25 protein-coding genes and 1 pseudogene are annotated in these 25702 nt (G+C 58.6%); 18 read left to right on the forward strand and 8 right to left on the reverse strand.

Annotated features, from left to right (window positions below):
* Positions 1 to 30: 30 nt before the first annotated feature.
* The gene (locus LVY75_08550) at positions 31 to 1383 is read right to left on the reverse strand and encodes an ABC transporter substrate-binding protein (protein ID XAZ20167.1); all 1353 of its coding nucleotides are present in this window, start codon (positions 1381 to 1383) and stop codon (positions 31 to 33) included.
* A gap of 401 nt (positions 1384 to 1784) precedes the next feature.
* Here LVY75_08550 and LVY75_08555 point away from each other — a divergent pair, with 401 nt between their 5' ends.
* The 11 genes from LVY75_08555 to LVY75_08605 all read left to right on the forward strand — a co-directional run bounded on the left by LVY75_08555 (position 1785) and on the right by LVY75_08605 (position 13991).
* Positions 1785 to 4643 (forward strand): winged helix-turn-helix domain-containing protein, encoded by a 2859-nt coding sequence (locus tag LVY75_08555; GenBank protein XAZ20168.1) that lies wholly within the window; start codon positions 1785 to 1787, stop codon positions 4641 to 4643.
* Positions 4644 to 4765: 122 nt separating this feature from the next.
* Entirely contained in the window at positions 4766 to 5602 is an 837-nt protein-coding gene (locus LVY75_08560; protein ID XAZ20169.1) for an acetoacetate decarboxylase family protein, read from the forward strand.
* Between the two features lie 420 nt (positions 5603 to 6022).
* Entirely contained in the window at positions 6023 to 6817 is a 795-nt protein-coding gene (locus LVY75_08565; protein XAZ20170.1) for an alpha/beta hydrolase, read from the forward strand.
* Between the two features lie 128 nt (positions 6818 to 6945).
* A complete protein-coding gene (mdcA, locus tag LVY75_08570) occupies positions 6946 to 8589 on the forward strand; it encodes a malonate decarboxylase subunit alpha (protein XAZ20171.1) in 1644 nt (547 codons plus the stop codon).
* A gap of 12 nt (positions 8590 to 8601) precedes the next feature.
* Entirely contained in the window at positions 8602 to 8916 is a 315-nt protein-coding gene (locus LVY75_08575) for a malonate decarboxylase acyl carrier protein (GenBank protein XAZ20172.1), read from the forward strand.
* A complete protein-coding gene (locus LVY75_08580; GenBank protein ID XAZ20173.1) occupies positions 8913 to 9851 on the forward strand; it encodes a biotin-independent malonate decarboxylase subunit beta in 939 nt (312 codons plus the stop codon). The genes LVY75_08575 and LVY75_08580 overlap by 4 nt, the downstream gene beginning before the upstream one ends.
* Complete coding sequence (gene mdcE, locus LVY75_08585; GenBank protein ID XAZ20174.1) at positions 9838 to 10557, forward strand: biotin-independent malonate decarboxylase subunit gamma; 720 nt, start codon at positions 9838 to 9840, stop codon at positions 10555 to 10557. Before LVY75_08580 ends, mdcE begins: the two co-directional genes overlap by 14 nt.
* Positions 10535 to 11215, forward strand: coding sequence for a malonate decarboxylase holo-[acyl-carrier-protein] synthase (mdcG, locus tag LVY75_08590; protein XAZ20175.1), 681 nt, complete (start codon positions 10535 to 10537; stop codon positions 11213 to 11215). Before mdcE ends, mdcG begins: the two co-directional genes overlap by 23 nt.
* Before the next feature lie 11 nt (positions 11216 to 11226).
* Positions 11227 to 12099: a triphosphoribosyl-dephospho-CoA synthase MdcB gene (gene mdcB, locus LVY75_08595; GenBank protein ID XAZ20176.1), complete on the forward strand. Its 873-nt coding sequence runs from the start codon at positions 11227 to 11229 to the stop codon at positions 12097 to 12099.
* Entirely contained in the window at positions 12096 to 13046 is a 951-nt protein-coding gene (locus LVY75_08600) for an AEC family transporter (GenBank protein ID XAZ21366.1), read from the forward strand. The genes mdcB and LVY75_08600 overlap by 4 nt, the downstream gene beginning before the upstream one ends.
* Positions 13047 to 13055: 9 nt before the next feature.
* On the forward strand, positions 13056 to 13991 hold the full coding sequence (locus LVY75_08605) for an acyltransferase domain-containing protein (GenBank protein ID XAZ20177.1): 936 nt from the start codon (positions 13056 to 13058) through the stop codon (positions 13989 to 13991).
* Between the two features lie 164 nt (positions 13992 to 14155).
* Here the strand turns inward: LVY75_08605 and LVY75_08610 are convergent, their stop codons facing one another.
* Entirely contained in the window at positions 14156 to 14512 is a 357-nt protein-coding gene (locus LVY75_08610) for a hypothetical protein (GenBank protein XAZ20178.1), read from the reverse strand.
* A 1159-nt stretch (positions 14513 to 15671) separates the two neighbouring features.
* Between LVY75_08610 and LVY75_08615 the strand changes: the two genes are divergently transcribed.
* Entirely contained in the window at positions 15672 to 15932 is a 261-nt protein-coding gene (locus LVY75_08615; GenBank protein ID XAZ20179.1) for a hypothetical protein, read from the forward strand.
* Positions 15933 to 16061: 129 nt separating this feature from the next.
* On the opposite strand, the gene LVY75_08620 is transcribed toward LVY75_08615, so the two are convergent.
* The 6 genes from LVY75_08620 to LVY75_08645 all read right to left on the reverse strand — a co-directional run bounded on the left by LVY75_08620 (position 16062) and on the right by LVY75_08645 (position 20666).
* Positions 16062 to 17822 (reverse strand): MOSC domain-containing protein, encoded by a 1761-nt coding sequence (locus LVY75_08620; protein ID XAZ20180.1) that lies wholly within the window; start codon positions 17820 to 17822, stop codon positions 16062 to 16064.
* Positions 17823 to 17998: 176 nt separating this feature from the next.
* The gene (locus LVY75_08625; protein XAZ20181.1) at positions 17999 to 18151 is read right to left on the reverse strand and encodes a hypothetical protein; all 153 of its coding nucleotides are present in this window, start codon (positions 18149 to 18151) and stop codon (positions 17999 to 18001) included.
* Positions 18152 to 18204: 53 nt separating this feature from the next.
* Positions 18205 to 19029, reverse strand: a complete 825-nt coding sequence (locus tag LVY75_08630) for a DUF1236 domain-containing protein (GenBank protein XAZ20182.1) — start codon at positions 19027 to 19029, stop codon at positions 18205 to 18207.
* Between the two features lie 122 nt (positions 19030 to 19151).
* Positions 19152 to 19547, reverse strand: coding sequence for a DUF1236 domain-containing protein (locus LVY75_08635; GenBank protein XAZ20183.1), 396 nt, complete (start codon positions 19545 to 19547; stop codon positions 19152 to 19154).
* 125 nt (positions 19548 to 19672) lie between these two features.
* A complete protein-coding gene (locus tag LVY75_08640; GenBank protein XAZ20184.1) occupies positions 19673 to 19945 on the reverse strand; it encodes a BON domain-containing protein in 273 nt (90 codons plus the stop codon).
* A 271-nt stretch (positions 19946 to 20216) separates the two neighbouring features.
* Positions 20217 to 20666 (reverse strand): hypothetical protein, encoded by a 450-nt coding sequence (locus LVY75_08645; protein ID XAZ20185.1) that lies wholly within the window; start codon positions 20664 to 20666, stop codon positions 20217 to 20219.
* Between the two features lie 181 nt (positions 20667 to 20847).
* Between LVY75_08645 and LVY75_08650 the strand changes: the two genes are divergently transcribed.
* The 6 genes and pseudogenes from LVY75_08650 (at position 20848) to LVY75_08675 (ending at position 25649) form a co-directional block, all read left to right on the forward strand.
* A complete protein-coding gene (locus LVY75_08650) occupies positions 20848 to 21087 on the forward strand; it encodes a hypothetical protein (protein ID XAZ20186.1) in 240 nt (79 codons plus the stop codon).
* 34 nt (positions 21088 to 21121) lie between these two features.
* Positions 21122 to 22168, forward strand: coding sequence for a catalase family peroxidase (locus LVY75_08655; protein XAZ20187.1), 1047 nt, complete (start codon positions 21122 to 21124; stop codon positions 22166 to 22168).
* A complete protein-coding gene (locus LVY75_08660; GenBank protein ID XAZ20188.1) occupies positions 22165 to 22701 on the forward strand; it encodes a cytochrome b/b6 domain-containing protein in 537 nt (178 codons plus the stop codon). The genes LVY75_08655 and LVY75_08660 overlap by 4 nt, the downstream gene beginning before the upstream one ends.
* 91 nt (positions 22702 to 22792) lie before the next feature.
* Positions 22793 to 23443: an alpha/beta fold hydrolase gene (locus tag LVY75_08665; GenBank protein ID XAZ20189.1), complete on the forward strand. Its 651-nt coding sequence runs from the start codon at positions 22793 to 22795 to the stop codon at positions 23441 to 23443.
* A gap of 165 nt (positions 23444 to 23608) precedes the next feature.
* Entirely contained in the window at positions 23609 to 24511 is a 903-nt protein-coding gene (locus LVY75_08670; protein ID XAZ20190.1) for an acyltransferase, read from the forward strand.
* A 245-nt stretch (positions 24512 to 24756) separates the two neighbouring features.
* A pseudogene (locus tag LVY75_08675) lies at positions 24757 to 25649 on the forward strand (hypothetical protein).
* The last annotated feature ends 53 nt before the right edge of the window (positions 25650 to 25702 follow it).

Consider the following 25702-nt stretch of genomic DNA (forward strand, 5'->3'; position numbering starts at 1 on the left):
GCCTCGGCCACTCCTCCGGTTCGTCAAAGCTTACCTCACGTCGATTTGCCTGACCGTCACCTGCTCGCCGTTCCGATACTGGAATATATCATAAAGACCGCTCGTGGGATCTCCGTTCGGCGCAAAGCGAAATGCTCCCGACACCCCGATATAATCAATCGGTCTTCCCGCCGCGGCATCCTTCACGGCCTCCGCCAACGTCTCAAGGGTGAATTGCCTCGCCCCTTCCCTTGTCACCTCTCGGACCTTTTGGCGAATGAGCTCTGGATCGGTTGCACCAGCCTCAATGGCCGAAAGAACACAGAGAATGCCCGCATCGAACACGTTCGCCGCATAGGAACCGGCTTCCGCCCCTCCCGCCTGCCGCCAAAGTTCGTTGAACAGTCGGTATGCCGGGGTTCCACGGGGGGATCCGCCGGCAACGCCGTAAGCCCCGTTGATGGCCCGCGCGGGAATGCTCTTGGGCACTCTGGCGAAAGACAACGCATCCGCAACAAACAGTTTGTTTGGGTCGAATTTACCGCTGCGGACGAGTGCTGCCCCGAGCCTCGCGTAAGTGTCGGGATAATCGATGACGACGTAGGCGTCGGGATTTTCGTCGAAAAGTTGAGCAGCCTCGGAATCGAAGGCTTGCTGCGTGGGATCGAATGCGATGCTCGAGACAATCGTTCCACCGCTTGCCTCCCAATCCGATCTGAACGTGCGAGACAGAGCGTCGCCGTATGGCTCGTTTCGAAAGAGGATCGCAACCCTCTTGCGGGCACCGACATAGGTCTCGATTGCCCGGACCAACGCCTTCGACTGGAGGTCATCCGGTGCGAGTGTGCGGAAAATCGTTCCGCCGTCTTCGACAGCGCGCAGCCGCGTGCTGGATGCCTGCGGCCACAACGTAATCCTTCGCTGCAATGTCACGCCGTTGAGGACGGCGATTGACTCGGGCGTGGTTGCCGGTCCGAGAATGCACGAGACGCCCTTGTCCACGAGCGTCCGCGCAGCAGAGACGGCCGCCTGAGGGTTTCCTTGAGAATCCGCGCTGACCAGATAGACCGAAAGATCAAGTCCGGCCTCCTTCGCAGCGATGTTACTCACCGACACCGCAAGTTTCGCCGCTTTTTCAACGGATGGCCCCATTTCCGACATCGGCCCCGATGCTTCAATCAACGCACCGATGAACATGTCTTTCGCATTGGCGATGCCCGCATCAACGGACACTAGGGCGATGCCCACCAGACAGCCTATGAAAATCGCGGCTTTGGGAAACAAACTCATCGGGAGAGCCCATTTTGTGTCCGAAACGCGATTAAAATCCAACGCTTTCAAAATATCAATGCAGGTCAAGTCCTGCGGAACTGCCTGGCATGTCCCATGGACAAACGGCAGCATTCGGTTTCTAATCGCTGCCAATCAAGCTCGTGACCCAACAGGCCCGATGAGACGACCACCTGGGTTAAGCGATCGGCAAAAGCGATGTCTGCCGGCGTCTGACAGACGGGTCCGACAAATGCAGGCCTCTAAAGTGGACTTTGAGCGGAGACGCTCCTCTCATTCATTTATTGTGACCGCATCGCAGCATTGAGATGCCGGCCTCAAAGAAAGGCCGCGGCAAGCTTTCTTTTACAGCTGTATTGCCGACCTCACCCGGTCGGGATGATCGCCGGCAACAGGATGTAATGGGTCAACGAAATTGAAGCAGCTACAAAACGGATTTTTTATTCTTGTGATCGGTTGCGCTATAGCGGACGCTGACTCAGACACGCTGGGTAGAGACTTCCAGGACGGTTGTCATGTGGAATGAGAGCGATCCGGACACCAGCAACGGTCTCTATTTCGGTCCGTTTCAATTAATCGCCTCCGAACGTTTGCTGGCTAAGAACGGCAAACAGGTTGCAATTGGCGGCCGTGCGCTTGATATCCTCATCGCGCTGACCCAGCGACCCGGCGAGATCTTGACGGGTGACGAGCTGACAAAGCTCGTCTGGAGGGGCCTCACGGTCGAAGAGTCGAACCTCAGGGTTCACATCGCCTCCCTGAGAAAGGCCTTGGCAGACGGCGAGGACGACACACGCTATGTATTGAACGTAGCAGGGCGCGGATATACTTTCGCAGCACCAATCCGTCGAGGGCCGGTCACACCTGAGAGATCGCCGACTGCCGAGACGAGCGAGCTGCGTTCTCAGAGCCTTCCCCATGCATTGCCATCTCTTTTTGGTCGAACAGAGACAGTGAATGTCCTGTCGCTGCTGGTTTTGTCACGCCGCTTTGTCACAGTCGTAGGTCCAGGAGGCATCGGAAAAACCACCGTTGCTGTGGCGGTCGCTCATTCGCTTCGCCAGGAATTCGAAGGGAGCGCGATTTATTTCGTTGATCTCACTCTGGTCCAAGATGCCCAGCAGGTTCCAAATGCAGTCGCCTCAGCTCTCGGCTGTTTTGTCCAAGGCCCTGAGGTAGAACCGTTCATCCTGGCGTTTGTATCCGGGAAGAAGATCCTCGTGGTGTTAGACAATTGTGAGCATGTCATTTCGGCCGCCGCAGCCCTTGCGGAACGCCTTTTCCATGCTGCGCCATCGCTCCATTTATTGGCCACCAGTCGTGAGGCTTTGCGCGTAGACGGTGAAAACGTGCACTTGCTTCTGCCTCTTGATACGCCGCGCGGCGAGGTGACAACGGCATCCCAGGCCCTTGGCTCTCCTGCTGTCAAACTTTTCATGGAGAAAGCTGCATCTTCTGGGCATAGGTTGAGCCTTACTGACGCAGAGGCACCGACGGTCGCCAATATCTGCCGCCGCCTCGACGGCATCGCCCTGGCGATCGAGCTTGTCGCAAGCCGTGTCGGCACTTTCGGCATCCAAGGTACATTCGATCTCATGGGTAACGACGCCGAGCTCCAGTTGCAGGGGCGCCGCAATGCCGTGCCTCGTCATCAAACGCTTCAGGGTATGCTCGATTGGAGCTACAATCTCCTATCCAGCGTTGAGCAAGAAGTGCTGAGCAGGCTTTCGATTTTTGTCGGACAATTTACCTTTGAGGCTGCCATCGAAGTCGCCGGATCCTCGGAAGACAGAACTCGGACGACCAATGCCATTGCGAGCTTGGTGGACAAGTCTCTTATCTGGATATCGCCCGCCAATGGGGTCGTCACGTATCGGCTTCTCGACACGACACGCGTTTATGCCGCCGCCAAACTTGCGGCCAGCGGCGAAACGGATGCGGTGGCGATGCGACATGCACAATATTTCGCCGACTTCTTGAAGATGCATGAAACCGATGATCTCGTTTCACATGGGCACAACGTCGAGGCATACGCGCCGCATATCGGCAATATCCGCCAGGCGTTGGGCTGGTGTTTTTCCAGTTCTGGAAGTGTCTGCATCGGCATTGAGCTTACGTCCCATGCCGCTCCCCTGTTCCTTGCATCTTTCCCGCTGCTCGCCGAATGCAGTAACTGGTGCAGCAAAGCGATGGCGACACTTCTGCCGAGCGATCGGGGCCAACGAAGAGAACTCTACCTGCAGAAAGCACTCGCGCTTTCATCGATGTACCTGTGGGATGACAGCGAAAAAGTCAAAGCAGCTCTCGAACGTGGCCTGGAGCTTTCTGAAAAGCTTGGCGAGGATCGGCTTCAGCATTACCTGCTTCTCGGCTTGAATGTCTTCTTTACCCGTCGTGGCGAGTTTACGAGGGCCCTGGACGTCGCAAAGCGTGCTGCAGCCCTGTCGGAAAAATTTGGGGGGGTGGCGGAGAACGCAATGAGCGAATGGGCCCTGGCGGCGTCCCACCACATTGCGGGAAATCAGTCCGCTGCTGTCATGCACGGTGAGCGCGGGTTTAGACTTGCTGTTAACACCGCCCCATCAGAATTTGTGTACTTTGGGTACGACTACCATGTCCGGGCGCTCGGCACATATGCTCGCTCGCTCTGGATCAGCGGCGCACAGACGAAGGGTATCGCAAAGGCACGCGAGGCGATCTCGCGCGTGATTGATTCATCGCACCCGGTGCTGTTTTGCGCGGTCCTCCTGGATTCCATTCCGGTTCTGCACTGGGGTGGCCAATCCGAAGAGGCGTTTTCGTTTTGCGAACAGGTTATTGCTCACGCCCTCAGATACTCGCTCCATGCGCAAAAAGCTGTCGGCCTTGCGCTACGTGGTGAGCTCATGATTGCGCGCGGTGAGGTCGAACCAGGCGTCAACATGCTACGCGATGCGCTGAAGACAATGGGCGATAATCAATATCACGTGCAGACACTGGCGACACGGCGTGCGCTCGCCGAAGGCCTGAGACGGCTAGGTGATTACGACGAGGCATTGTTCATGATCAACGACGCCCTAAACCAGGCCGATCAGGCAAGCGCCACACTTTGGCTGCCAGCCCTACTGCACGCAAAAGGCGAAGTGCTAATGGCAATTTCGACACCTTCCGCCGAAGCAGAAGCTTGCCTCACCCGTTCCATCGAGATTGCTCGCCGGCAGAATGCTTCGAGCTGGGAACTAGGAGCAGCGACCTCGCTCGCTCGTATCTGGGCCCAAAAAGGAAAATCCGTGGAGGCAAAGTCTCTTATTCTAGCTGTGCATTCCCGGTTCAACGACGACGTTGAGGCTTGGGAAGCCAGCTCGGCACGCCAACTGCTCGACGAACTCCGGTAATATCCGTGCGCCTCGATTTGGGATCGCTTCGCCGCAGCGCTTCGGACCTTCACAACGATTCACAAATCTAAACTCGTATTTCCCGGTATAGGTGTGTTCCATGCGAGAGAACGGGAGATCTCGTGCTTCCGACCGGCCATTTGATGGAGGCGCGACGAATGCTCTCGGGATATACAGTTCCGCTGACGCCGGACGGTAAGTCCTCACTGACCCCGCCGCCGCCTTGGCACTATTCCGGCGATTGCATCGCCGTCGAATACTGGGCGAATCCCGCCGCTGTCGCGGCCCTACTTCCTATGGGTCTGACGCCGGACGACGAATCGGAGGGGCGCACGTTCTTCTGGTTTCTCGACTGGCAGTTCACAGGCTCGAACGACGAGCACACGGACCCGGCCCGCTATCAGTACCGCGAGGCGTTCATTCTGGTGGAAGCACGTCTCGAAGGCCGCCCAGTCAATTTTTGTCCTTTCATCTTTGTCGATAACGATGCGGCGATCGCACGCGGCTGGATTCAGGGTTATCCCAAGAAACTTGGCAGCATCTATCAAACAAGGAGCTTTTCTGCGCCGGGTGCCGCCGCCTGCCCGCTTGAACCGGGAAGCCGTTTCGGCGCGAGTGTTTCATCTCACGGAGAGCGAATGGCAACAGCTCGGATCGAACTCCGGGAAAAGGTGATGGACCCGGCAAAGGTGTTCAATCGGCCGACCACGATACGGAGATATTTCCCATCGCTAAGTGCCAGCCAGCAGGGCAGACCCGCGGTCGACGAATTGACGCTGTCGCTGATGGACAATCTTACGTTTTCGGATTTCTGGACGGGGTCCGCAGAACTTTCGATACCCCATGTCGAAGGTGAGGATATGGATGCCCTGGCGCCGCGAGAGGTGGGGCGAGGATTTCGCTTCGGCATGTCGTACTCGGTCTCCGATCTTCCCATACTCAAGGACTATCTGGCTTAGGGGGCTCGCTGCACCTGCTGGTGGTGCTGTGCGACCATGTCGTCGCACGGCACATGGCGAATTCGTGCACACAAGCGGATGCCCCCATGGATGTCTGGTCCGGAACTGGTTCCCAGAGCGGCCGAAAGGCTATGTCCGTCCTCCTTGTCGTTTCCATGCAATGGTCGTGCCTGTCCTACACCTAGGTGTGATTCTCGAACGGGACCATCGAAGCTAGTTTTTATGCGGAGAAAACAGCCTACCCAATCACATGCCCATTTCACGACCAGGTAGCGACGCGGTTTGATGCCGTTGTCGGTGACTGCAGCAAGGCGTGATCGGATTTCTGCAATAGAATTCCAGTTCAGTCGCATGACTTACTTTTTGTGCTCGCAAGATGCCGAGCCCTGTCTCAATGCAACCACACAGGAAGCCATAGCCATGAAACAACTCAAGACCTATGTCACCCTTGCAGCCACCCTTCCATTCATCGCGCTGGCGGCGCCCGCGAGCGCTGAACCGCTCAAGAATATCGTTCTGGTGCACGGCGCCTGGGTGGATGGCTCTGGTTGGAAACCCGTCTACGAAATCCTGACCAAGGAGGGTTTCAACGTCACGATGGCCCAGGAGCCCGAGACGTCCTTCGCGGACGACGTGGCTGCAACCAAGCGCGTTCTCGACCTTCAGGACGGCCCGACACTTCTCGTCGGTCACAGCTACGGCGGCTCGATCATCACCGAGGCGGGCGTCCACCCGAACGTGACAGCGCTGGTTTACGTCGCCGCACACGCACCCGATGTCGGCGAAGACGAAGGCACCCTTGGAAAGAAAACTCCAAGCGTCCTGGCCAAGACCGAAGGCGCAATCAAGAAGACGCCTGACGGCTATACGTACCTGAACCCGGTCGACTTCCCGAAGCTCTTCGCTCCGGACATGCCAAGAGGGCAGGCAGAATTCGAGGCCCGGTCGCAGGTGCTTGCGGCAGCCGAAGTGTTCACCACACCGCTGACTGCAGCGGCATGGAAAACGAAGCCGAGTTGGGCAATCGTCGCGGGGAATGACCAGATCATCAACCCGGATCTGGAGCGCTGGTACTACGAAAGAGCGAAGAGCCGCACGATCGAGATCAAGGGAGCAAGCCACTCCGTATACGAATCCCATCCCCGGCAAGTGGCAGAGGTGATCATCCGAGCTGCCCGCGAGGCTGAACAAGACGCCACGACCGCCAAGAAGTAACGCGCCTTGCCATATAGCCGCAACCGCTCGCCCACAGATGCGGAGACATTCCTCCGGACGCAGATCCCAATCGGTCAAATCGAAACACGCGGTTGTCGACCAACTGACAAGCAGGAGCCCAGAAGACGATGAACTGGCAACGACACCGCGAAGAGCACCTTGCCCGCATCAAGGCGGGAAGTGCTCTGGCGAAGGGAAAAATCGTCGAGGCACGTGACGCGACCCGGCTGTTGGAGGCGGTGGTCCGTCCTGGCGATCGCGTGTGCCTTGAGGGTGACAATCAGAAGCAGGCTGATTTGCTCAGCAGCGCGTTGCTGGCCGTCGACCGAACAAAGGTCAACAACCTTCACATGGTACAGTCCGGCGTGGTTCTTCCCAGCCATCTCGATCTGTTCGACCACGGCATCGCCAAGCGGCTCGATTACGCCTACTCAGGTCCCCAATCGGCACGCATTGCGAAAATGTTGTTCGGCGGCAAGATCGAACTGGGCGCGGTTCACACCTATCTCGAGCTTTTTGCCAGGTATTTTATCGATCTCACGCCCAATGTCGCGTTGATCGCCGCAGTCAGCGCTGATCGCGACGGCAACCTCTATACGGGACCGAACACGGAAGACACGCCTACCGTCGTCGAAGCGACCGCCTTCAAGGACGGGGTCGTAATCGCCCAGGTCAACGAGATTGTCGATCGGATCCCCCGTGTCGATATCCCCGGAGATCGCATTGATTTCGTCGTCGAAGCCGACAAGCCGTTTTTTGTGGAACCCCTGTTTACGCGCGATCCAGGCGCTATCACGGAAACGCAGATCCTCACGGCCATGATGGCCATTAAAGGGATCTATGCGCCATACGGCGTGAAACGTCTCAACCACGGGATCGGGTTCAGTACTGCCGCGATCGAACTCCTTCTTCCCACATTCGCAGACAAGCTCGGACTTAAGGGCAAGATCGCATCCCACTTTGCTTTGAACCCCCACCCCGCGTTGATTCCGGCGATTGAATCAGGCTGGGTCCAACAGATCCACTCGTTCGGTTCGGAAGTGGGGATGGACGACTACATCCGCGCCCGACCCGATGTCTACTTCACCGGAGCGGACGGTTCCCTGCGTTCTAACAGGGCTTTTAGCCAGGTAGCTGGTCTCTATGCCTGCGATATGTTCATCGGCTCGACACTTCAGATCGACCTCGACGGCAACTCATCCACGATTACGACCCAACGTATCGCAGGCTTCGGCGGTGCGCCGAACATGGGTTCCGACCCGCGGGGTCGGCGTCATCCGAGCGAGCCATGGCTCCAAGCTGGCAAGGAAGCGGATCCCGATATCCCTGCACCATTGCGCCGCGGTCGCAAGCTCGTCGTTCAGATCGGTGAAACGTTTGGAGAAAAAAACGTCCCCCTGTTCGTCGAGAAGCTGGACGCGTTAGCCCTCGCTGAAAAACTCAAGCTCGATCTGGCGCCAGTCATGATCTACGGCAATGACGTGACGCATATTGTTACGGAGGAAGGCATAGCAAACCTCCTCCTGTGCCGGGATAGCCGGGAGCGTGAACAGGCCATCCGCGGAGTGGCAGGCTATACCGACGTCGGCCGCGCGCGCGACAAGAAGATGGTCCAGCACCTGAGGGAACGAGGCGCGATCCGACGCCCGGAAGATCTCGGCATCGACCTTCTCGACGTGGATCGAAATCTGCTGGCAGCTCGGTCCATCAAGGATCTCGTCCGATGGTCGGGCGGTCTTTATTCCCCTCCCTCGAAGTTTCGCAACTGGTGAAAGGAACACGTGATGGAAGATCTTACCTTTCACCACACGACCAACAGGCGGGCTTCCGGCAACAGAAGACTCGCAATCGTTGGTGTAGTGGCCTCCGGAAATCTCGAAGTCCTCGCCGAGCGTGTCCTGCCCGACAACCACTGCCAGGTCGAAATCAGGACGGCAGCCGAAGGGTTCAGAGAAGTCTGGACCGCTGTCATCGATGACTTTGTCGAGCGATACGCGCCCGGTGGGCTCAAGTTGTCCATCAACGATGGGGGCGCACGGCCGGATACGGTGATGCTGCGATTGGCGCAAGCGGTCAGCGTGATGGAGGAACAACAATGAGCTCTGGAGAAAAAACGCGGCCTGCAAAACCGCAGGATATGTCTTCGAGCTGGTATGAGGCTTCGGCGCGCCAGCGTGTCGACTTTGTGCTGGATGCAGGAAGCTTCCAGGAATTCCTCGGACCGGAAATGCGGGAGGTCAGCCCCCACCTTCGCGTCTTCGATCTTCCCGAGCAATTCGACGACGGCATAGTCATCGGACGTGGCCTGCTCGCAGGATCGCCTGTGTTCATTGCGGCCCAGGAAGGCCGTTTCATGGGCGGCGCGTTCGGCGAGGTCCATGGGGCCAAACTGACAGGCCTCCTGCGCGCGGCCCGGGATGCGAAGTCGATACCCTTGTTGATCCTTTTCGATACTGGCGGCGTGCGGCTTCAGGAGGCAAATGCCGGAGAGCTGGCGATTGCCGAAATAATGCGGGCCGTTGTCGAAGCAAGGACCGCCGGCGTGAAGATCATCGGACTTATCGGCGGCCGCGCGGGCTGCTACGGCGGAGGCGGTTTGACAGCCGGCTGCTGCTCCGCTCTCGTCGTCTCCGAACAAGGACGCATTGCCGTTTCCGGACCGGAAGTCATCGAGACGAACCGAGGGATCGAAGAATTCGATTCCCGCGATCGCGCTTTGGTGTGGCGAACGATGGGCGGAAAACACAGACATCTGATCGGCGCAGCCGATGTCTTTGTCGACGACACGGCAGAAGCGTTTCGAGAGGCGGCGTCGACACTCGTAGAAACCGTTGCGGGCCTCACCCTCGAGACCCTTTTGAACGAGCAGCTTCGCCTCGAGAAGCGCTTGCAAAGCTTTGGCGCGTCTGGCGACGCGCTCGATATCTGGAAGGCGATCGGTGTGTCCGAGGCCGCTTCGGTGCCCGGGATGCCAACTGACAAATTCATATCCCTCGCCGACAAACTGCGGAGCACCCACCATGACGCTCGATGAAATCTTGGCCTCGCTTTTTCCCGACGGCTGCAAGGTGGAGAACGACAACGGTATCCTTACCGGATACGGCTCCCTCCAAGCCGGCGGCCAGGGCCTGGTGATCGGCGTTTCGGACCGGACCGCATTGGGCGTAGACGAGGCGATCCGCCTTTCAAGCTTCGTCCTCGGCGCCCTGAAAACGGGGAGCGGCCCGATCCTTGTTATCGTCGACAGCGACAGTCAGCGGATGAGCAAGCGCGACGAGCTGCTGGGCTTGAATGAATTCCTGGCGCACCTCGCCAAATGCCTGATTTATGCCGACATGCACGGTCGGCCGACCATCGGCATCCTCTACGGCCATTCCGCGGCCGGGGCGTTTCTCGCGACGGCATTGGCAACACGGGTGTTGGTCGGGCTACCTGGGGCGTCTCCGGCGGTCATGGACCTGCCTTCGATGTCGAAGGTGACCAAGCTTTCTGTCGAGGTTCTCGAAGAAAAAGCAAAATCGACGCCGGTTTTCGCGCCCGGCCTCGAAAACCTGGCACAGACAGGGGCGATTCACCGAATATGGAGTGAGACCAACTCTCTTGCGGCTCAGCTCAATACGCTGTTGGCCGATCTGCCGGACATTCGTGATATTCGCGATTCATTGGGCAAGGAACGCAAGGGCCGGATAAAGGCTGCCGAAATTGCGGAGCGGATTCATGCGCTCGCACTCGCACGGTAACATCGTGCCGCCGAGGCGGCACGATTTGGTTTCGCTGGATCCGCAGTCATGGACCTCGATAATCGAGGACAATCCTTGCCTTTCTTCCGAGCCGCTGATTGCTGAATGGCGCAGACGCGGTTGGCCCGTGGTCGCTCGTAGGCCGGAGGCGGGAGGACCGGCAGGCATTTCCGTCGGCCTGCCCTTGCCTCCGTCTGCCGGAAAGAAACGGCTCTCCCTGGTAATTCAAGAACATCAGATCCTGTCAGTTGATCGCCCTCCTGTTCTGGAAGCGGTTCACCCCAAATCACCCAGTGAATGGATTCCGACGCTGCGGGAAATCGGCGAATTGGCGTCCCGGCACGCGATCGAAGTCAGGGTCTTTGGCAGTCTTGGATGGAGTGTCATTACGGGTCTGGATTACCTGACCGCCAGCTCCGATCTCGATTTTCTGTTTTATCTCCACCGAAATACGAACGCCGTCTCCTTGGCCAACGATCTGGCGGGCATCCAGTCGATGGCTCCGATGCGATTGGATGGAGAGTTCATCCGCGATGACGGCGCCGGAGTCCACTGGCGGGAGTTTCTTGGCGCAACTGGCGACATTCTCGTCAAATCGATCGCGGGAACGATGCTGTGCCACCCGACGGCTTTTCTGAACGGGGGTACGCACCTATGAGAAATTTCCTGATGCCCCCTCCCGCCACGCACGAACGATCACATACCAGAGATAGGCGGCCAGCAAACCTCAACTACATCGCGTCCACAGCGACGGCCTGCCTTTTGTTGGAGCTCGAAACCTGGCCGAAACCGGGGCTCGTCAGTCACATTGACTGCGGCAGCCACGACGACATGAATTGCGAGACGTTTCGTGAAAGCGCCGCAGCAATAAGCCCCTTCCTCGGAGCGCTGGCGGAAGCCGGGGCCCAGGACTGTGAAATGGGGCGCCTGCGGGTCATCGGCATCGAGGCGGAAGCCGCGATGCGTGCCGCCACCTCCGGCATCAATACCCATAGGGGTGCGATATTCGGGATGGGACTTTTGTGCGCGGCAGCGGGTGCGAGAGCAAGCGGCGTTGTCGCCGACGACCTTTCGCTTGGTGCAATCGTCTCAGAACGCTGGGGGCATGACATTCTCGACGGTCCTATCCTGTTGCACAGCCATGGCGACAGGGCGAGACGTCGCTTTGGCGCCGGCGGTGCGCGCCTCGAAGCGGCGGAGGGTTTTCCAACCGTCTATCGGGTTGGTTTGCCCGCCCTACGAGATGCCATCAAGGCGCGTCCGGATGATGCGGAGGCTGCTCGCGTCCAGACTTGTTTCGCGCTGATTGCGGCTCTCGACGACACCAACCTGCTTCATCGGGGCGGCCCGGATGGCCTTCTCTACGCGAAGCAACTCGCGCAGGAGTTTCTGGACGACGGCGGGATCCGTGCTCCGCAGTGGAAACGTCATGCCGCTTTGATCCATCGACAATTTCGCGATTGCTGGCTCAGCCCCGGCGGTTCGGCAGATCTCCTTGCGATGACGTTGTTTGTCGACGTGCATGAAAGACGGGAAATCTGATGGCCCATACGATCTTACTCGCGCTGCTTCCTATTTTCTTTGTCATGGCGCTTGGCTACCTTGCTGGGCGCTTGGCTATCGTCGACAATCATCATGTTGAGGGACTGAACGTCCTCGTCATGACCTTTGCCTTGCCCGCGTCGCTGTTTGCAGCGACAGCGACCGCCCCGCGTAGCGAAATGCTCGCGCAAGCACCGCTTTTCCTCATCAGCAGCGGCGTCATGCTCGTCGTGTTTGCCGCCTGGTATCTACTTCAAGTACGCTACATGAAGGTCGGCAAGGCGGACGCCTCGCTGCAGGCACTCACGATCGCGTTTCCGAATCTGGCAGGTGTAGGTCTTCCTATTCTTAGTGACGTGCTGGGTCCCAGTGGGACTGTGCCGCTCGCGATCGTACTCGCAAGTGGCTCGATCATCATTAGCCCGCTGTCATTGCTTCTCGTCGAGATGCATGTCGACAAGCCCGGCGCGAATAACGGGCAGCGGCCCAAGATCTCGCACAGTCTGTGGCATGCCCTGACGAAGCCTGTCGTGGTCGCCCCCTTGCTTGGAATACTATTTTCACTCAGTGGGCTGAAAACGGGTGATGTCGTCGATGCCAGTCTGCTTCTAATTGGTCACGCAGCCCCCGGCGTAGCGCTGTTCCTGACAGGTGTGGTCCTTTCCGCGGAGGCTTTCAAACTCGACAGGAAGGTCATAAGCGCGACCATCATGTCGAACCTGGTGCGCCCCATCCTGACGACTGGCGTCGTACTGGTGTTGTCGATCCCGTGGGACGCAGCGAAAGTCGCCATCTTGTTGGCGGCTGTACCTTCCGGTTTTTTCGGGATCCTGTTTGCTGTCAACTATCGCCTTGACTCGCGTGCGACGGGATCGATGGTGATCGCAAGTACGGTCTCGAGCATCGTCACATTGGCCATCGCTGTGGCCATCCTCTTTCCGAGGTGAAAGCCCGCCATGCCAGTCGCCATCCTGTGTTCCGGACAAGGACACCAGAATTCTGCGATGTTTTCTCTCACGGAAAGTGCACCGGAAGCCGATGAGCTTTTTGCGTATTGCGCGAACTTGCTTGGCGGCGTCGACCCTCGCGAACTCGTCAAACGAGAATCGATTGAGACGCTTCACGGCAATCGAACCGGCCAGATACTTTGCACGCTGCAGGCGCTGGCGACATTCGAGATCTTTAAGTCATACCTGCCTTCGCAAATGATCGTTGCCGGATATAGCGTCGGAGAAGTTGCGGCTTGGGGCATAGCAGGGCTGTTCTCACCCAAGGAGACCCTGGACCTCGTTGCGCGTCGGGCAGAGATCATGGACGCCGAAAGTACTCCGGGTGACGGCCTTCTGTTCATACGTGGCCTTTCACGGAATGCGGTCGACATTCTCTGCGCTCGTTACGGAGCGGCAATCTCGATTATCAATCCCGGCGACGCCTTTATCATCGGAGGTGGCCGGCCTGCCCTGGACGCCATTGCCGAGGCAGCTCGTGCCGCAAATGCTCAAAGAGTTGCATTTATACAGGTCATGGTCGCGTCTCACACAAACCTGCTGAGCAAGGCTGCGGATGATTTCCGCGATGTCCTGCTCGCGGCGGTCTGCTCTCCGCAATCTCCGGGAGTTCGCCTGTTGAGCGGGATCGATGGCACGACCGTGGTCGATGCCCAGGTAGGTCTTGCCAAACTCGCGCGACAGGTGTCGCAGACTGTCCTGTGGTCAGAGTGTCTCAGCAGCTGTGTAGAAGCGGGGGCAACATCGTTTCTCGAGTTCGGTCCCGGGAGAGCGCTAAGCGAAATGGTGGCTTCGTCTTACGCCGACCTCCCGAGCCGAAGTGTCGACGAATTCAGTTCCGTTGCGGGGGTCGTAAATTGGATCGGTTCGCATGGGGTGCCCTAAGGCCATGCTCGCCACGACGGCTGCCGCGGCCCCGATGTGGTCTAAGAGCGGCAACAACAGCTACAATCGTGATCGGAGCATGCATGAATTCGCCCGTTCACCTGCTTCTGTCTCTACAAGCGAATGAAGGAGGCCCGGAATTGTGATCTTCCAGGCCTTCCGGGTTAGCGAACCCAGAATGTCATGCTGCCGTCGGCTGCCTGCTCGGCATTGACGACGTCGTCGATCTTGACACCGCGCTCGCCGAGACGCCTGACCAGATCCTTGTTTCCCTTGATGGAAGCCTGGATGTGCTGAACCCCAGCATCGGTGCGCGGTTGAGCGGCGTCAGAACCTTCCGGCTGATCCCTGTAGTTTGCGTAATCATCGATATCCCGGACGTCAAAGTTGCTGCTGAACGTCTGCAGCGCTTTTTCGATTTTGGCGCCATCGTTCATATCCAGGTTGTCGGCCCGGCTCACGCCTGCGAAGGCGAGCGAGGAAACGACAGCAACCACTGCAAATTGCCCAAAGCGGCTCATTGTATATCCTTCCGATGAGTGTCACGAGCCGCAACTTGGGACTGCGGCCGATCTTGTTTCTCGTTCATCGCCGGACTTTCGGCGACCCGAGAAGCTTATTGGCGGGAAGGCTTGCGAGAAATCATACGCTGGTCCGCGAAGACTAGACTTAGGGTTTGACCGGGAGCTGCAGACGCGAAAGCAAGTTCAGTTGGCCCACACCTAAGTGTAGTTCCGACATCCGTTACAAAGATCTAAATTAAACTGGTCTCTCGGCTCCTCCCACCGAGGGCACACTGGACCCGATCTCGCTCCGGCAACTTGGTTCTCCGCCCGCCGAGGCCGACGAAATCGGACCATCGGCAGGTCGCCTGCCCAGCCGGCGACCTGCCCGACGTGATGTCTATCCTAAGGAGGGCCACCCGAAGGTCCTTGCGTCGCCAATTGGATTTGGCGCTGCGGCCAAAGAGCTCACGCTTACCCCGGAGGAAGCTACATTGAGACTTCTCCAATAGGATTGATATTCGATGATCATCAGGCTCAACACTAACAAACGCTTGATCAAAACGAGACCCCGCTGGCTGGAAGCAGGCTTGGCTTGCTTTCTGGCAGTTGCATTTGGCGCATTGGTATGGGCTTCATTATGGCTCGACCAGAGGACCGATAATGCAGACGCTCAAACTGTCGGGACCTTTTCTCCTTCGGTACAGATCGCAAAGCCGTTCGCAAATGACTCGGCTGGTTCGAAAGCGGACGCCCGTCGAACTCTGTGACCATTCGACCTGATCAAGCCAACGGGCTGCCCAAACGGTCTCCGCGCGCGGGCGCTTCGGTTCGGTGGCAACTGGCGCTTTCTCTGACCGGGTCTATCCGACACTAAAAAATCGAACTGCTGCGTCATTCAGTCCCCGCCGACGCGAGGCCTTTTCCTCGCCAGCCCGGTCGGCCACCGCGTGCAGATCACGCTCTGATGCCACACGGAACCCTGAAGTGGACCCCGATTTCCACCGAGCATCATCGGATACGTGTCGAGGCGGCTTGCAGCCAATGTACGCTATCGCACCAACCGGCGATGGTCGTCGTGCATCGGACTTTAGTCCGGTTGATGAACGCACCTGTGCCCCTACCTCACCCCTCCCGACCGATATCAGGTTAGGGTGCAACCAGCTCGTGAAGCGTCATGCAAATCAAGGACTCAGACCGAATTCTGTTCAACCGCGTATGGGCTCTCGGCGCCAAGGCGGTGAAGGACAATCGCGTCACAGCGCTGACCTATGTCATACTGAGCACGCCCACCTTGGAAGAGTATCAGAACAGCCATGGCCAGCGGATGACCGATCTGATCAAAGTCGTCCAGCTTGGGATCTCGCAACTTCGCGAACGCGGTGAACTGGAAGCCGAACTCGCGCAGCTGCCCTCGGTCCCGCGCCGCGCGTCCTGACCTGGATTACCTTCGCAATATTCATTGTCGGCTTCACGTCTCGCCCAAGCACGACCCTGAAACGAGGCCGTTGAATCGGAAGGAGAGCTGCATGCCCATCCCGAATTGCCTTCGCGGGTCAATTCCCCGCTACAAATCGATAACGAGTTCGCCGTCCGGCTGCGAGCAGCATGGGAGAAAGTTGCCAGCGGCAGGAGCGTCGATCGGATCAGGACGATAGCGCACTGCCCCGGAAATCAAGCCTGTCTCGCAAGTGTGGCAAACACCTGTCCTGCAAGACCAGCGCACAGGCACGTCGCATGCCTCGGCAAGCTCGAGCAGATTGTCGAACTTCGGGTTCCAAGCAACGCGCACACCACTGCGGGCGAACGAGATCACGGCACCTGCGCCTGGGGGTCCGGCCGGTTGATGCGGCTGCCGGCCCGGCGAAGCCGCGATCCCGGGAGTGATGGACCGGCCCGATCCGAACGTTTCGGTGTGAATGCGGCTGCGCTCGACTCCGAGCTTCTCAATCCCGGCAGCAAGATCGTCCATGAAGCTTGCCGGCCCGCAGAGATAGAAGTCGCCGTCAAGCGGGAGCCGCAGCGACTGGACCGCTGCAAGGTCGAGGCGAGATCGCCTGTCGTAATCAATTCCTGTCTTGTCGGCCGGATCGGGTGCGCTGTAGCAGACAAGACGTTGGGCATTTGGAAGGAGTTGCAAAAGCCCTGTCACTTCATCCGCAAACGGGTGTTCTCGTTTGTTGCGCGCACCATGGAGCCACCAGATTTCCCGGCCCGAACGGTCGATTGCCAGGGCATGAAGCATGGCAAGGAGGGGCGTCGCGCCAATCCCCGCACTGAGGAAGACGAGCGGCGTCGCGCCCTCTGCCAGGGTAAAGCTGCCCCGCGGAGCGCTTGCCTGCACGGTCTCGCCGATGCCCAGCTCGTCCTTGACGTAGGCGCCGGCGACGCCGTGATCCTGCCGCTTGATACTTACTCTGTAAGACCTGTCATTTGACGAGCCTGACAGGGAATAGCTCCGCAGCAGGAGCGGAGCCTTTCTGGGCTGGAAGCCGAGAACAATGAACTGGCCTGGGAGAAAGTCCGGCAATCGCTTTCCGTCGGCTGGCTCAAGCTCCAGAGACGTCACGCTTTCACTCTCCGATGTCATTCGCGACACTTTGAACGAACGAAGTCCGTCCCACGCCGGCGCGATGGATTCCGCTCCCGTAAGGCCGGCGTTTCCAGGCGAAGATCCGTTCTCCTTAGATTGCGCCAGCAAGCTCTGGAACGATCGCCGCCAACCGGGGCTGAGCGCCGGTATCCGCAAGGCACGTTCCAATTGTTCGCGAGGATGGCCAGGCTTGTAGAGAAGATCGTTGATATCGGCGACCGTCATGCACTCCTCTGCCGATTCTATCTGTTCGACCTCGTCGCCCGCCTGAACCTTCCCTTCTTTCAGGACACGGAGGTAGAATCCCGGCCTTCGGTGCGAGACGAGAAGGGCAGGCATTTCCGGAAATCCCATCCGGATACCGAGCCGATAGCAGGTGACACGCGGCTGGCTCACCTCGAAGATAGCTTCGCCGATACGGTATCGGTCGCCGATGCAGACTTCGGCGTCCGGAAGACCGTCGAGCGTGAAATTCTCGCCGAACTGGCCATGGACGAAGTCATGTCGGCCCAGTTGCTCCTCCCAATACCGATAGGAATCGGTCTGGTAGACATAAACTGCACGGTGCTCACCGCCATGGCCGGCGCGATCCGCCTGGCCGTCGCCGTCGATGTTCAGGCGGCGCACCATGCGGGGCCCCTTGACGGGCATCTTCCAGATCGCGGTATTCACGAGCCGCCCCTGCCACTCGACATCACGCGGCAGGCCAACGTTGACCGAAAGCAAATGTACCATGACGCTCCCTTTCGATGACTATGACGAAAGTATTGGGGGGCGACGTCGGTCCAGTGTCAAGCCACGCGGCCTTCGCTTTGCCGGCGCGGGTCGGAGCACAATGCGACGGCCAATACAGCGATAGCCGCCTGAAAACTTGCGAAAAACGGGGCGATATCGCGGCGGCACAGCCGACTTCAAAGCGCCGCTGAAGTAGCGGGAACCCATACCCGGGTCGCTGGCGTGTGACCGGCCGTCATCGCCAGGCCGCCGATCATCGCCGCCATGACGACCAGAACAAGGATAAGTGGAAACGCGAATCCGGAAGGCTTTGGGTCATTGTGGATCATGGAAATCCTCCTGCGGCCCCGGCGGTGTCGAGGACGCCGCCGGGTGCTGCCGGCTAGGCCGAGATGATGTAGACGATCGTGAGTGCATCGGGATCGACGATAACGATCCGGCCGTCCGCAAGGAGAAAGAAGCGGTAGCCTTCGTATGCCGGCACGATCTTCACGATACGCGGCGGTAGCCGTTCGAGGCGGACCTTCTTCGGAATCCTGGTTCCGACGGACACCGTGAAGTCGGCTTCCTTCACAGGCTGGACATGAACTTCCTTCACGACCTGTCTGATTTCAGTCTGTTGCTCGACTGTGACGTTGACGTTGGTCTTGGTATTGTTCGTGGTAGTATTGTTGACGTTCGTTTCGGTGGAGCTTTTGTTGGACGTCGACGTGTTCTGATCGGTCGACTGCTTCGACGTATCACCGCTCTTCGTCATAGTGCCAGACGAATTGGTGTCCTGCGTGCCGCTCTTCGAGCCTGTCGTGGCGGATCCGCCGCTCTCGTTCGTTCCCCCCTTGGACTTCTGCTCGGTCGTGGCGGCGCCAGAAGCGTCCTGCGAACCGGACTTGGATTTCGTTTCCGTGGAAGACTTCTGTGTATCGGAACCTCCACTCCCCTTCTGTTCCGACGACTGACCCTTGCCCTTCGGGCACGCACCCGAAGCGTCCGGGGTACAGTCGCTACCCGTGGCTGCTGCGCCGGATTTCGACTGTTCCGTCTGCGAACCTGACATGGTGTCGGTCTTCGAACCGGAACCCGATTGCGTTTCGGCCTGCGAGCCGGACTGGGTCGTACCGCTGCCCTGTGCTGCAGCAGGCAGGGTGGCAAGTGGCGATACGCTGAGCGACAACGCCGCAACGACCAAGGCGAGATGATTGGTTCTCATGATTGATCTCCGGGTAATGGGCACGACATCTCGTCTCCGCGTCCTTGCGAAGTGCATGCGTGTCCGTGTTTTTATGAATGGACGGCAAGCGCCGCCTGGGGGTCAGTTTGCTGGCATGGAGGTCACTGGATGACCTGGATCACCTTCCGCGAAGAAGGCTCGACGATGACGCGCTCATCGTTGACGATCGCATAAGAGTATTTGGGCTCATCGGGGATCGGCGTTACGACGACGGTCTCCGGGAGCGGCTGCCCGACGACGACCTTTTCCTTCACGACGACGTGCGTCTCGGGCGCGGGCGCCTGCTGCACGTAGGTGACCACCTTCTGCGGTGGCGGATCGATGACGCTGCCTGCTACACCGCCGACAATGCCACCGACAGCGGCACCGACCGGACCACCAACGATAGCGCCGGTGGCAGCACCGCCGGCTGCGCCCGTGACGGTAGATGATTGAGCAAACGCCGTGCCGGACACCATCAGAAGGGCGGCCGCAATTCCTACTGCTTTGATATTCATTTGTTTCCTCCTTTAAAGCGGTCCTTTTCCGCTGCGGGATCAAACCGAAAAAGGAGGCGAGTGTTCCAGACCAGGGACTTCAGTCCGTGCGGATTAGGACCTTGGTCTGATCGCCCCGGACGCCTTTATTGGCTCGGGAAGCGGCTCAGCATCCGGTCCTGTACATTGTGAAAGCCAACGATAATGGCGGCGATCGATATCGCCTTATCCCGGTCAGCCGCATTCGTGATGTAGCCCTCGAGGAGGGCGACCGGTCCCAGCATTCGGATCGTGATGGCACTGCTGTCAATATCCGGCTCCGCTGATAGGGCGGCCTGGATCGCAGCGATGGTCGACGCAGAACTATGGCCTTGCGAGCAGCACTGTTCGTGGCCGAAAATGTCAGAACCAAATTTCATACTACCTCCCGGTTCCTCCCCTCAAAGGAACATCGTATCTATCGTGATACTAATATGAGTGACCCCGCCAAATCGTGCCAGACGGACTTAGGTCCCATTGGACCATCGAACGCGTGGAAAGGCTCCTCAGCACAATTGGCTCGGGTCACTCCATGGTGGCTCGGCATGACGGCGCTTCGCTCCGACTGGCGTGCCGATACTCTTCGGTTGCATCGCCATTGCCGTACATGGCGTGAAGTGGATTATCTCGACCTGGATCCGGGTTATAGCGTCAATCCCGGCTTGGGACCGGCTTTCCTTCATAGCGGACCCGAAAATTCCGCCTGTGAAAATCCTGCTCGAAGCAGACGAAGACGAGTTCAAGGTCATTGTCGCTGTCGCGCTTGCCGAGCAGGCTTAGCGTGACGACGATGACGCCGCTGTAGCCGCGCGTGAGATGGAAGGCGGCGTTTCGGATGTCGGTGGCTTTGGCATCCTTCCGCTCCTCGCGGCGCTCGTAGATAACCCAGAAGCGGGCTGCATCCCATGTCGCTCTCAAGATCTCGCTGACTTCGCTCTTGAACTCTTCGGCGTGCATTGCCGGCCCCCAGGACGTTGCGGTCTCCCCCGCATCGCTGGCGACATTGAGGTAGCCGTCATATTGACTGGCGCCGGAGAGCGCCTGTTCGATCATCTCGAAAGCCGAATTTTCAGTGATTACAGTCTTGAAGAGGATTGCCATCGAATCGCTGCCGTCGTCATGCCAGAATGGACATTACGAAGCTCGTCGAAAAACGCGAGCCCTTCGTAGCCGACCGCATTCTTCATATCGTTCATCCTGTAGAGTTTCAGTCCGGCCAACCTGTCGTCCGCATTCTGATCGACACCCCTGCCCCGTTCTGCAATTCGATGATGCGCTGTCTATGCTTTACGCAAGGATTTATAGCGCCAAGCCATTCGTGGAAGAGTTTTCAAAAGGTGATTCCACGGGCATGACATGGCTTGATTCCAGTGAAGTCAGGGGTAAATTCCAGCCTGAGAACGAATTGACCAAGTCGCTCGCGGGTGCCATCTTCCACGATGGAAACAACGATACAAGCGGCGGATCTCGATTGCTTACACGCTGGATCAATGCCGCTCTTGCACTGAAATTTATTTCCTAGCATCGCAGATACTGACAAGAACGGAGAGTCTTGGATGCCAAGCCCGCAGCGTTCCGCTCTAGGATCGATTGTCTTGATCGCTGCCGTTGTCGCCTTCGGCGTCGGCGCGTTTGCTTATACTGCAGGGTGGCTTTCGCCCGGCCGCCTTACTTCCACAAAGCTCGTTGACGCCTTGGCGCCTCCAGACGGGGCCGCTCTGGGGCATCGGCGCAATCACGCGAAGGGCATCTGTTTCACGGGCGTATTCGAAGCGAACGGGAACGGCGTTGAACTCTCGCGGGCAATGGTGTTCGCCGCCGGACAATATCCGGTCCTCGGTCGTTTCAATCTGGCAACTCCCGACCCGGATGCGGCGGATCCGACAGTGCGGGTGCGCGGGCTCGGTGTGCAGATCTCGACACCGGACAGGGACGTCTGGCGCATGGCCCTGATCGATCCCCCCGTCTTCGCGGTCTCCACTCCTCAAGGTTTCTACGAACTGCTCGAAGCGTCAAAGAGCAAGGATCCCGAAGCGATGAAGGGCTTCGTGACGGCCCATCCGGAGTTCGCAGCGTTCGGCGCATGGGCGACGACGGCTCCCTGGACCGCGAGCTACGCCGAAGAGACGTTCAACAGCCTAAACGCCTTCATTTTCGCGAATCGTGACGGCGCCGAGCATGCGGTGCGCTGGTCGCTGCGTGCGCAAGCGCAGGCGATACCGATTACGAGCGAGGATTTTGCAAAGCTCGGCCCCAACCATCTCGAAGACGAAATTGCCGAACGCGTCGCGAAGTCGCCGCAGCGCTGGACGCTCGCGTTGACGGTGGCCGAGCCGTCCGATCCCACAGCGGATCCGACCAAAGCGTGGCCGCCTGAGCGGCGAACCGTGGATGCCGGTACACTGATTGTCCAGAAAATCGAGCCGGAGGCCGACGGCCCGTGCCGGGACATCAATTTCGATCCGACTATTCTGCCTGACGGCATAAAGGTTTCCGATGATCCGTTCCCGGCAGCCCGTTCGGCCGCCTATGCCAGATCCTACGATCTGCGTACCTCGGAAGCGAGCCATTATCCCCGAACGACAGCGAGCGCAAAGCCATGACAGGCACCAACACGCACTTCACCATCGTCCAGCGTCTGTTGCATTGGCTGATGGCGATTGCCATCCTAGCAATGCTGTTCATCGGCGTCGGAATGGTGTCCACTGTCGGACGCCAATATCTGCCGCTGCTGGTGACACACAAGACACTGGGCATCGCCATTCTCGTTCTTGCCTTGGTTCGTCTTGTGGTCCGCTTCATATCAGGCGCACCTGCGTTGCCTGCCGATCTGCCCGAGCCGATGAAACTTGCCGCGTATCTGTCTCACCTCGCCTTGTACGCGCTGATGATCGGCATGCCTTTGATCGGGTGGGCCATGATGTCCGCGGCCGCTTATCCTATCGTGCTGTATGGCGGAATACGGCTTCCCGCCATCCTGCCGCAGAGCGACAGCCTGCACACACTCCTTTGGACCGCGCACCAGTATCTTGCCTTCGCCTTCTTCGCTCTCGTGTTGTTGCATCTCGCCGCAGCCCTTTTTCACGGACTCGTCCGCCGCGATGGAGTCCTTGGTACAATGTTGCTGGGCAAGTAGCGGCGTGTGCCGGCTGAACTGTGGTCAAGGCTAAGAACGAAGTTGATGAGACGTCGAGATCCTGACCATCGACAGAGCCACGGCATTTGACATGACCGACACCGTTGTTCTCCTTCACGGCATCAGGAGGACTAGCGCTTCCATGCGCAAGTTCGAAAATTACCTGCAGACCCAAGGCTACATTACTCGAAACGTTGACTACCCTTCGTCCCGCTACCCCATTGAACGGCTGGCAGAGATCATTGCGGAGGAAGTCGAAGATGCGTCTAAGAGCAACGCAGAAGGCCGTCTTCACCTGGCGGGACATTCCATGGGCGGATTGGTCATCAGGGCCATGTTGGAGAACTATCGACCATCAAATCTCGGGCGGGTGGTGATGATCGGGACTCCAAATAATGGCAGTCAGGTCGCAGATTTCTTGAAAAAGGTGCCGCTGTATAAATCAGCCTACGGCCCTGCCGGCCAGCAGCTCGTTACCGATCAGAGTACGTTCGCCCATATTTTCGGTCCGGTCGATTTCGAACTGGGTATCATCGCGGGTACCCGAACCATCGATCCCGTCTCGTCCTTGATCATTGGCCATCGAAACGCCAACGACGGTAAGGTGACTGTAGAAAGCACGCGACTTATCGGAGCTGCCGACCATATCGCAATCGTGGCCAATCACACTTTCATTCCATCAAGTAAAATCATGTGGGCGCAAGCCCTTTCGTTTCTTCGAGATGGCAAGTTCCACCGATGAGCCCTTGACGGAACCTGCCTCCCATTTGGTTAGCGGGGGCCGGATTGATCGCGATCGCAATTTGGCTAGCCGGCGCGCTGCTTTTGGGATGGCGTGCCTTAAAATACCTTAATTGAGTCGGATAGGTCCGCCCTCGATCTCAGCCGACACCACCGAGGATGTATAATGTTCATCAGGGGAGAAAATCCCATTCGATCTTCTCTTCGGAACGGTGAAAATCATCTACCCTATCGGGCCGATATCGACGGATTGCGCGCTATCGCCATCTTGCCGGTCGTTCTCTTTCACGCTGGCGTACCCGGTCTTGGTGGCGGTTTTGTCGGCGTCGATGTGTTTTTCGTCATCTCGGGATACCTGATGTGCAGCCTGATCACAGGCGAGATGGCACTCGGCAAGTTCAGTCTCGCGGGCTTTTATCAGCGGCGCATCCGTCGCATCTTTCCCGCCCTTTTTGCCATGATGCTGACGTGCGCCGTCGTGGCATGGTTCGCCTTCATGCCACAGGAGCTTCTGTATTTCGCCCGAAGCATGACCGCCGCCTCCCTCTTCGCGTCGAATATTCAGTTTGCCAAGGAGGCGGGATATTTCGACATCGGTGCCCAGATGAAGCCGTTGCTGCACACTTGGTCGCTTGCGGTTGAAGAGCAGTTTTACATCGGCTTTCCTCTTCTCATGATCCTGTTGCAGAGGCTGTTGCCGCGGCAGATCATGCCGGTCATGCTCGTCGCGCTGGCCGCATCCTTCGCTGCCAGCATCGGGGTGTTGAACCAAAATCCGACGGCGGGCTTCTACCTTTCGCAATATCGCGTCTGGGAGCTTCTGATCGGCGTCATCCTGGGCCTGGGGGCCATTCCCGAGCTACGCAGCGAAACAGGCCGACAAGTTCTGGCGGCGATCGGCCTCGTGCTGATCGGCATTGCGGTCTTCGTCTTTACGGAGAAAACGGCCTTCCGGGATTTGCCGCATTGCTGCCCTGTCTCGGCGCGGCCTGCATCATCCATGCGCGCGCTGGCAACGGCATCGTCGGCCGACTTCTGGCGCTACGGCCGATGGTTTTCGTGGGGCTGATTTCTTATTCGCTCTATCTCTGGCACTGGCCCATCATCGTCTTTACGCGGTATTTCACCGATCATGAACTCACGCCCGCGCTGCGTCTCGTCGTTATATTGGCCTCGCTCGTTGTCGCCTTCGCTTCGTGGCACTTCGTCGAAAGGCCGTTCCGCAAGGGCCGTGTCCTGCTTACGGGCAGGCTTCTTCCGGCAATGGCGGTTCTGCTCGTCGGGGTAACGGCGGGTGCCGGGGCACTGGTGGTCATGAGCGGCGGAGCGCCCGGCCGATTGCCGGCCGATGTCCGCGCCATCTATGCGGCAACCTATGACCGCAGCCATTTCTATCAGGCGGGCTGTTTCAGCGAATCCGATCACAAGGGGCCATCCGATGCCGATGTCGAAAGCGGCAGGGTCTGCGCCCTCGGTGACCTCAGCGATCTCGGTCCTGACTTCCTCGTCTGGGGCGATTCCCATGCCGCCGCGATGGCGCCGGCAATCGATGCCGCCGCGGCCGCCGGAGGCTTCGGCGGCATGTTTGCTGCCCACGCCTCCTGCCCGCCGCTTAACGACGTACCACTTGCGACCAAGGGCGACACGCGCCGTTGCGCCGCTTTTAATGACTCGGTGCGTGACCTGATCCGCGAGAAGCATATCCCGCTCGTGTTCATGCTGGCCTATTGGCCCAAATACGTTCACCAGTCCGAATTGCCGAACCAGGGCGATTATTTCGACGCCTCCATTCCCCGAACCTCGCTGATTATTCAAAGCCCGTCGCAGCAGCGCTTGACAACACCCTGGCGCAGTTGAAGCAGGAAGGCGTCAAGGTCGTCCTGGTCATGGACGTGCCGGAGATGGGGCATTTTGTGCCAGAAGCACTTGCCAAGGCCAAGCTTGAAGGCACTTCACCGGACATTGCCCCGCCTCTGTCTTACATCGCAGAACGGCAGGCGCTTGCTCGCTCCGTTCTGGAGAAATCTGCCGCCGAATACGACGCGATGATCGTCGATCCGCTGCCTTCCTTCTGCGATAACGCCCGCTGTCATGCGTCGCGCGCCGGCGTTCCGCTCTATATGGATGCCGATCACATCACCGCCTCTGCTGCCAAAAGCCTCGGCTACCTTTTCGCATCCGTGTTCAAGGTGGCGCAAAACATCTGAACGAGCGCCAGGCGAAGCTGAGAATCCGGATCATTTTGCCGGAGGATCCCACC

This window comes from Sinorhizobium sp. B11, from assembly GCA_039725955.1.
Taxonomy (GTDB): Bacteria; Pseudomonadota; Alphaproteobacteria; order Rhizobiales; family Rhizobiaceae; genus Rhizobium.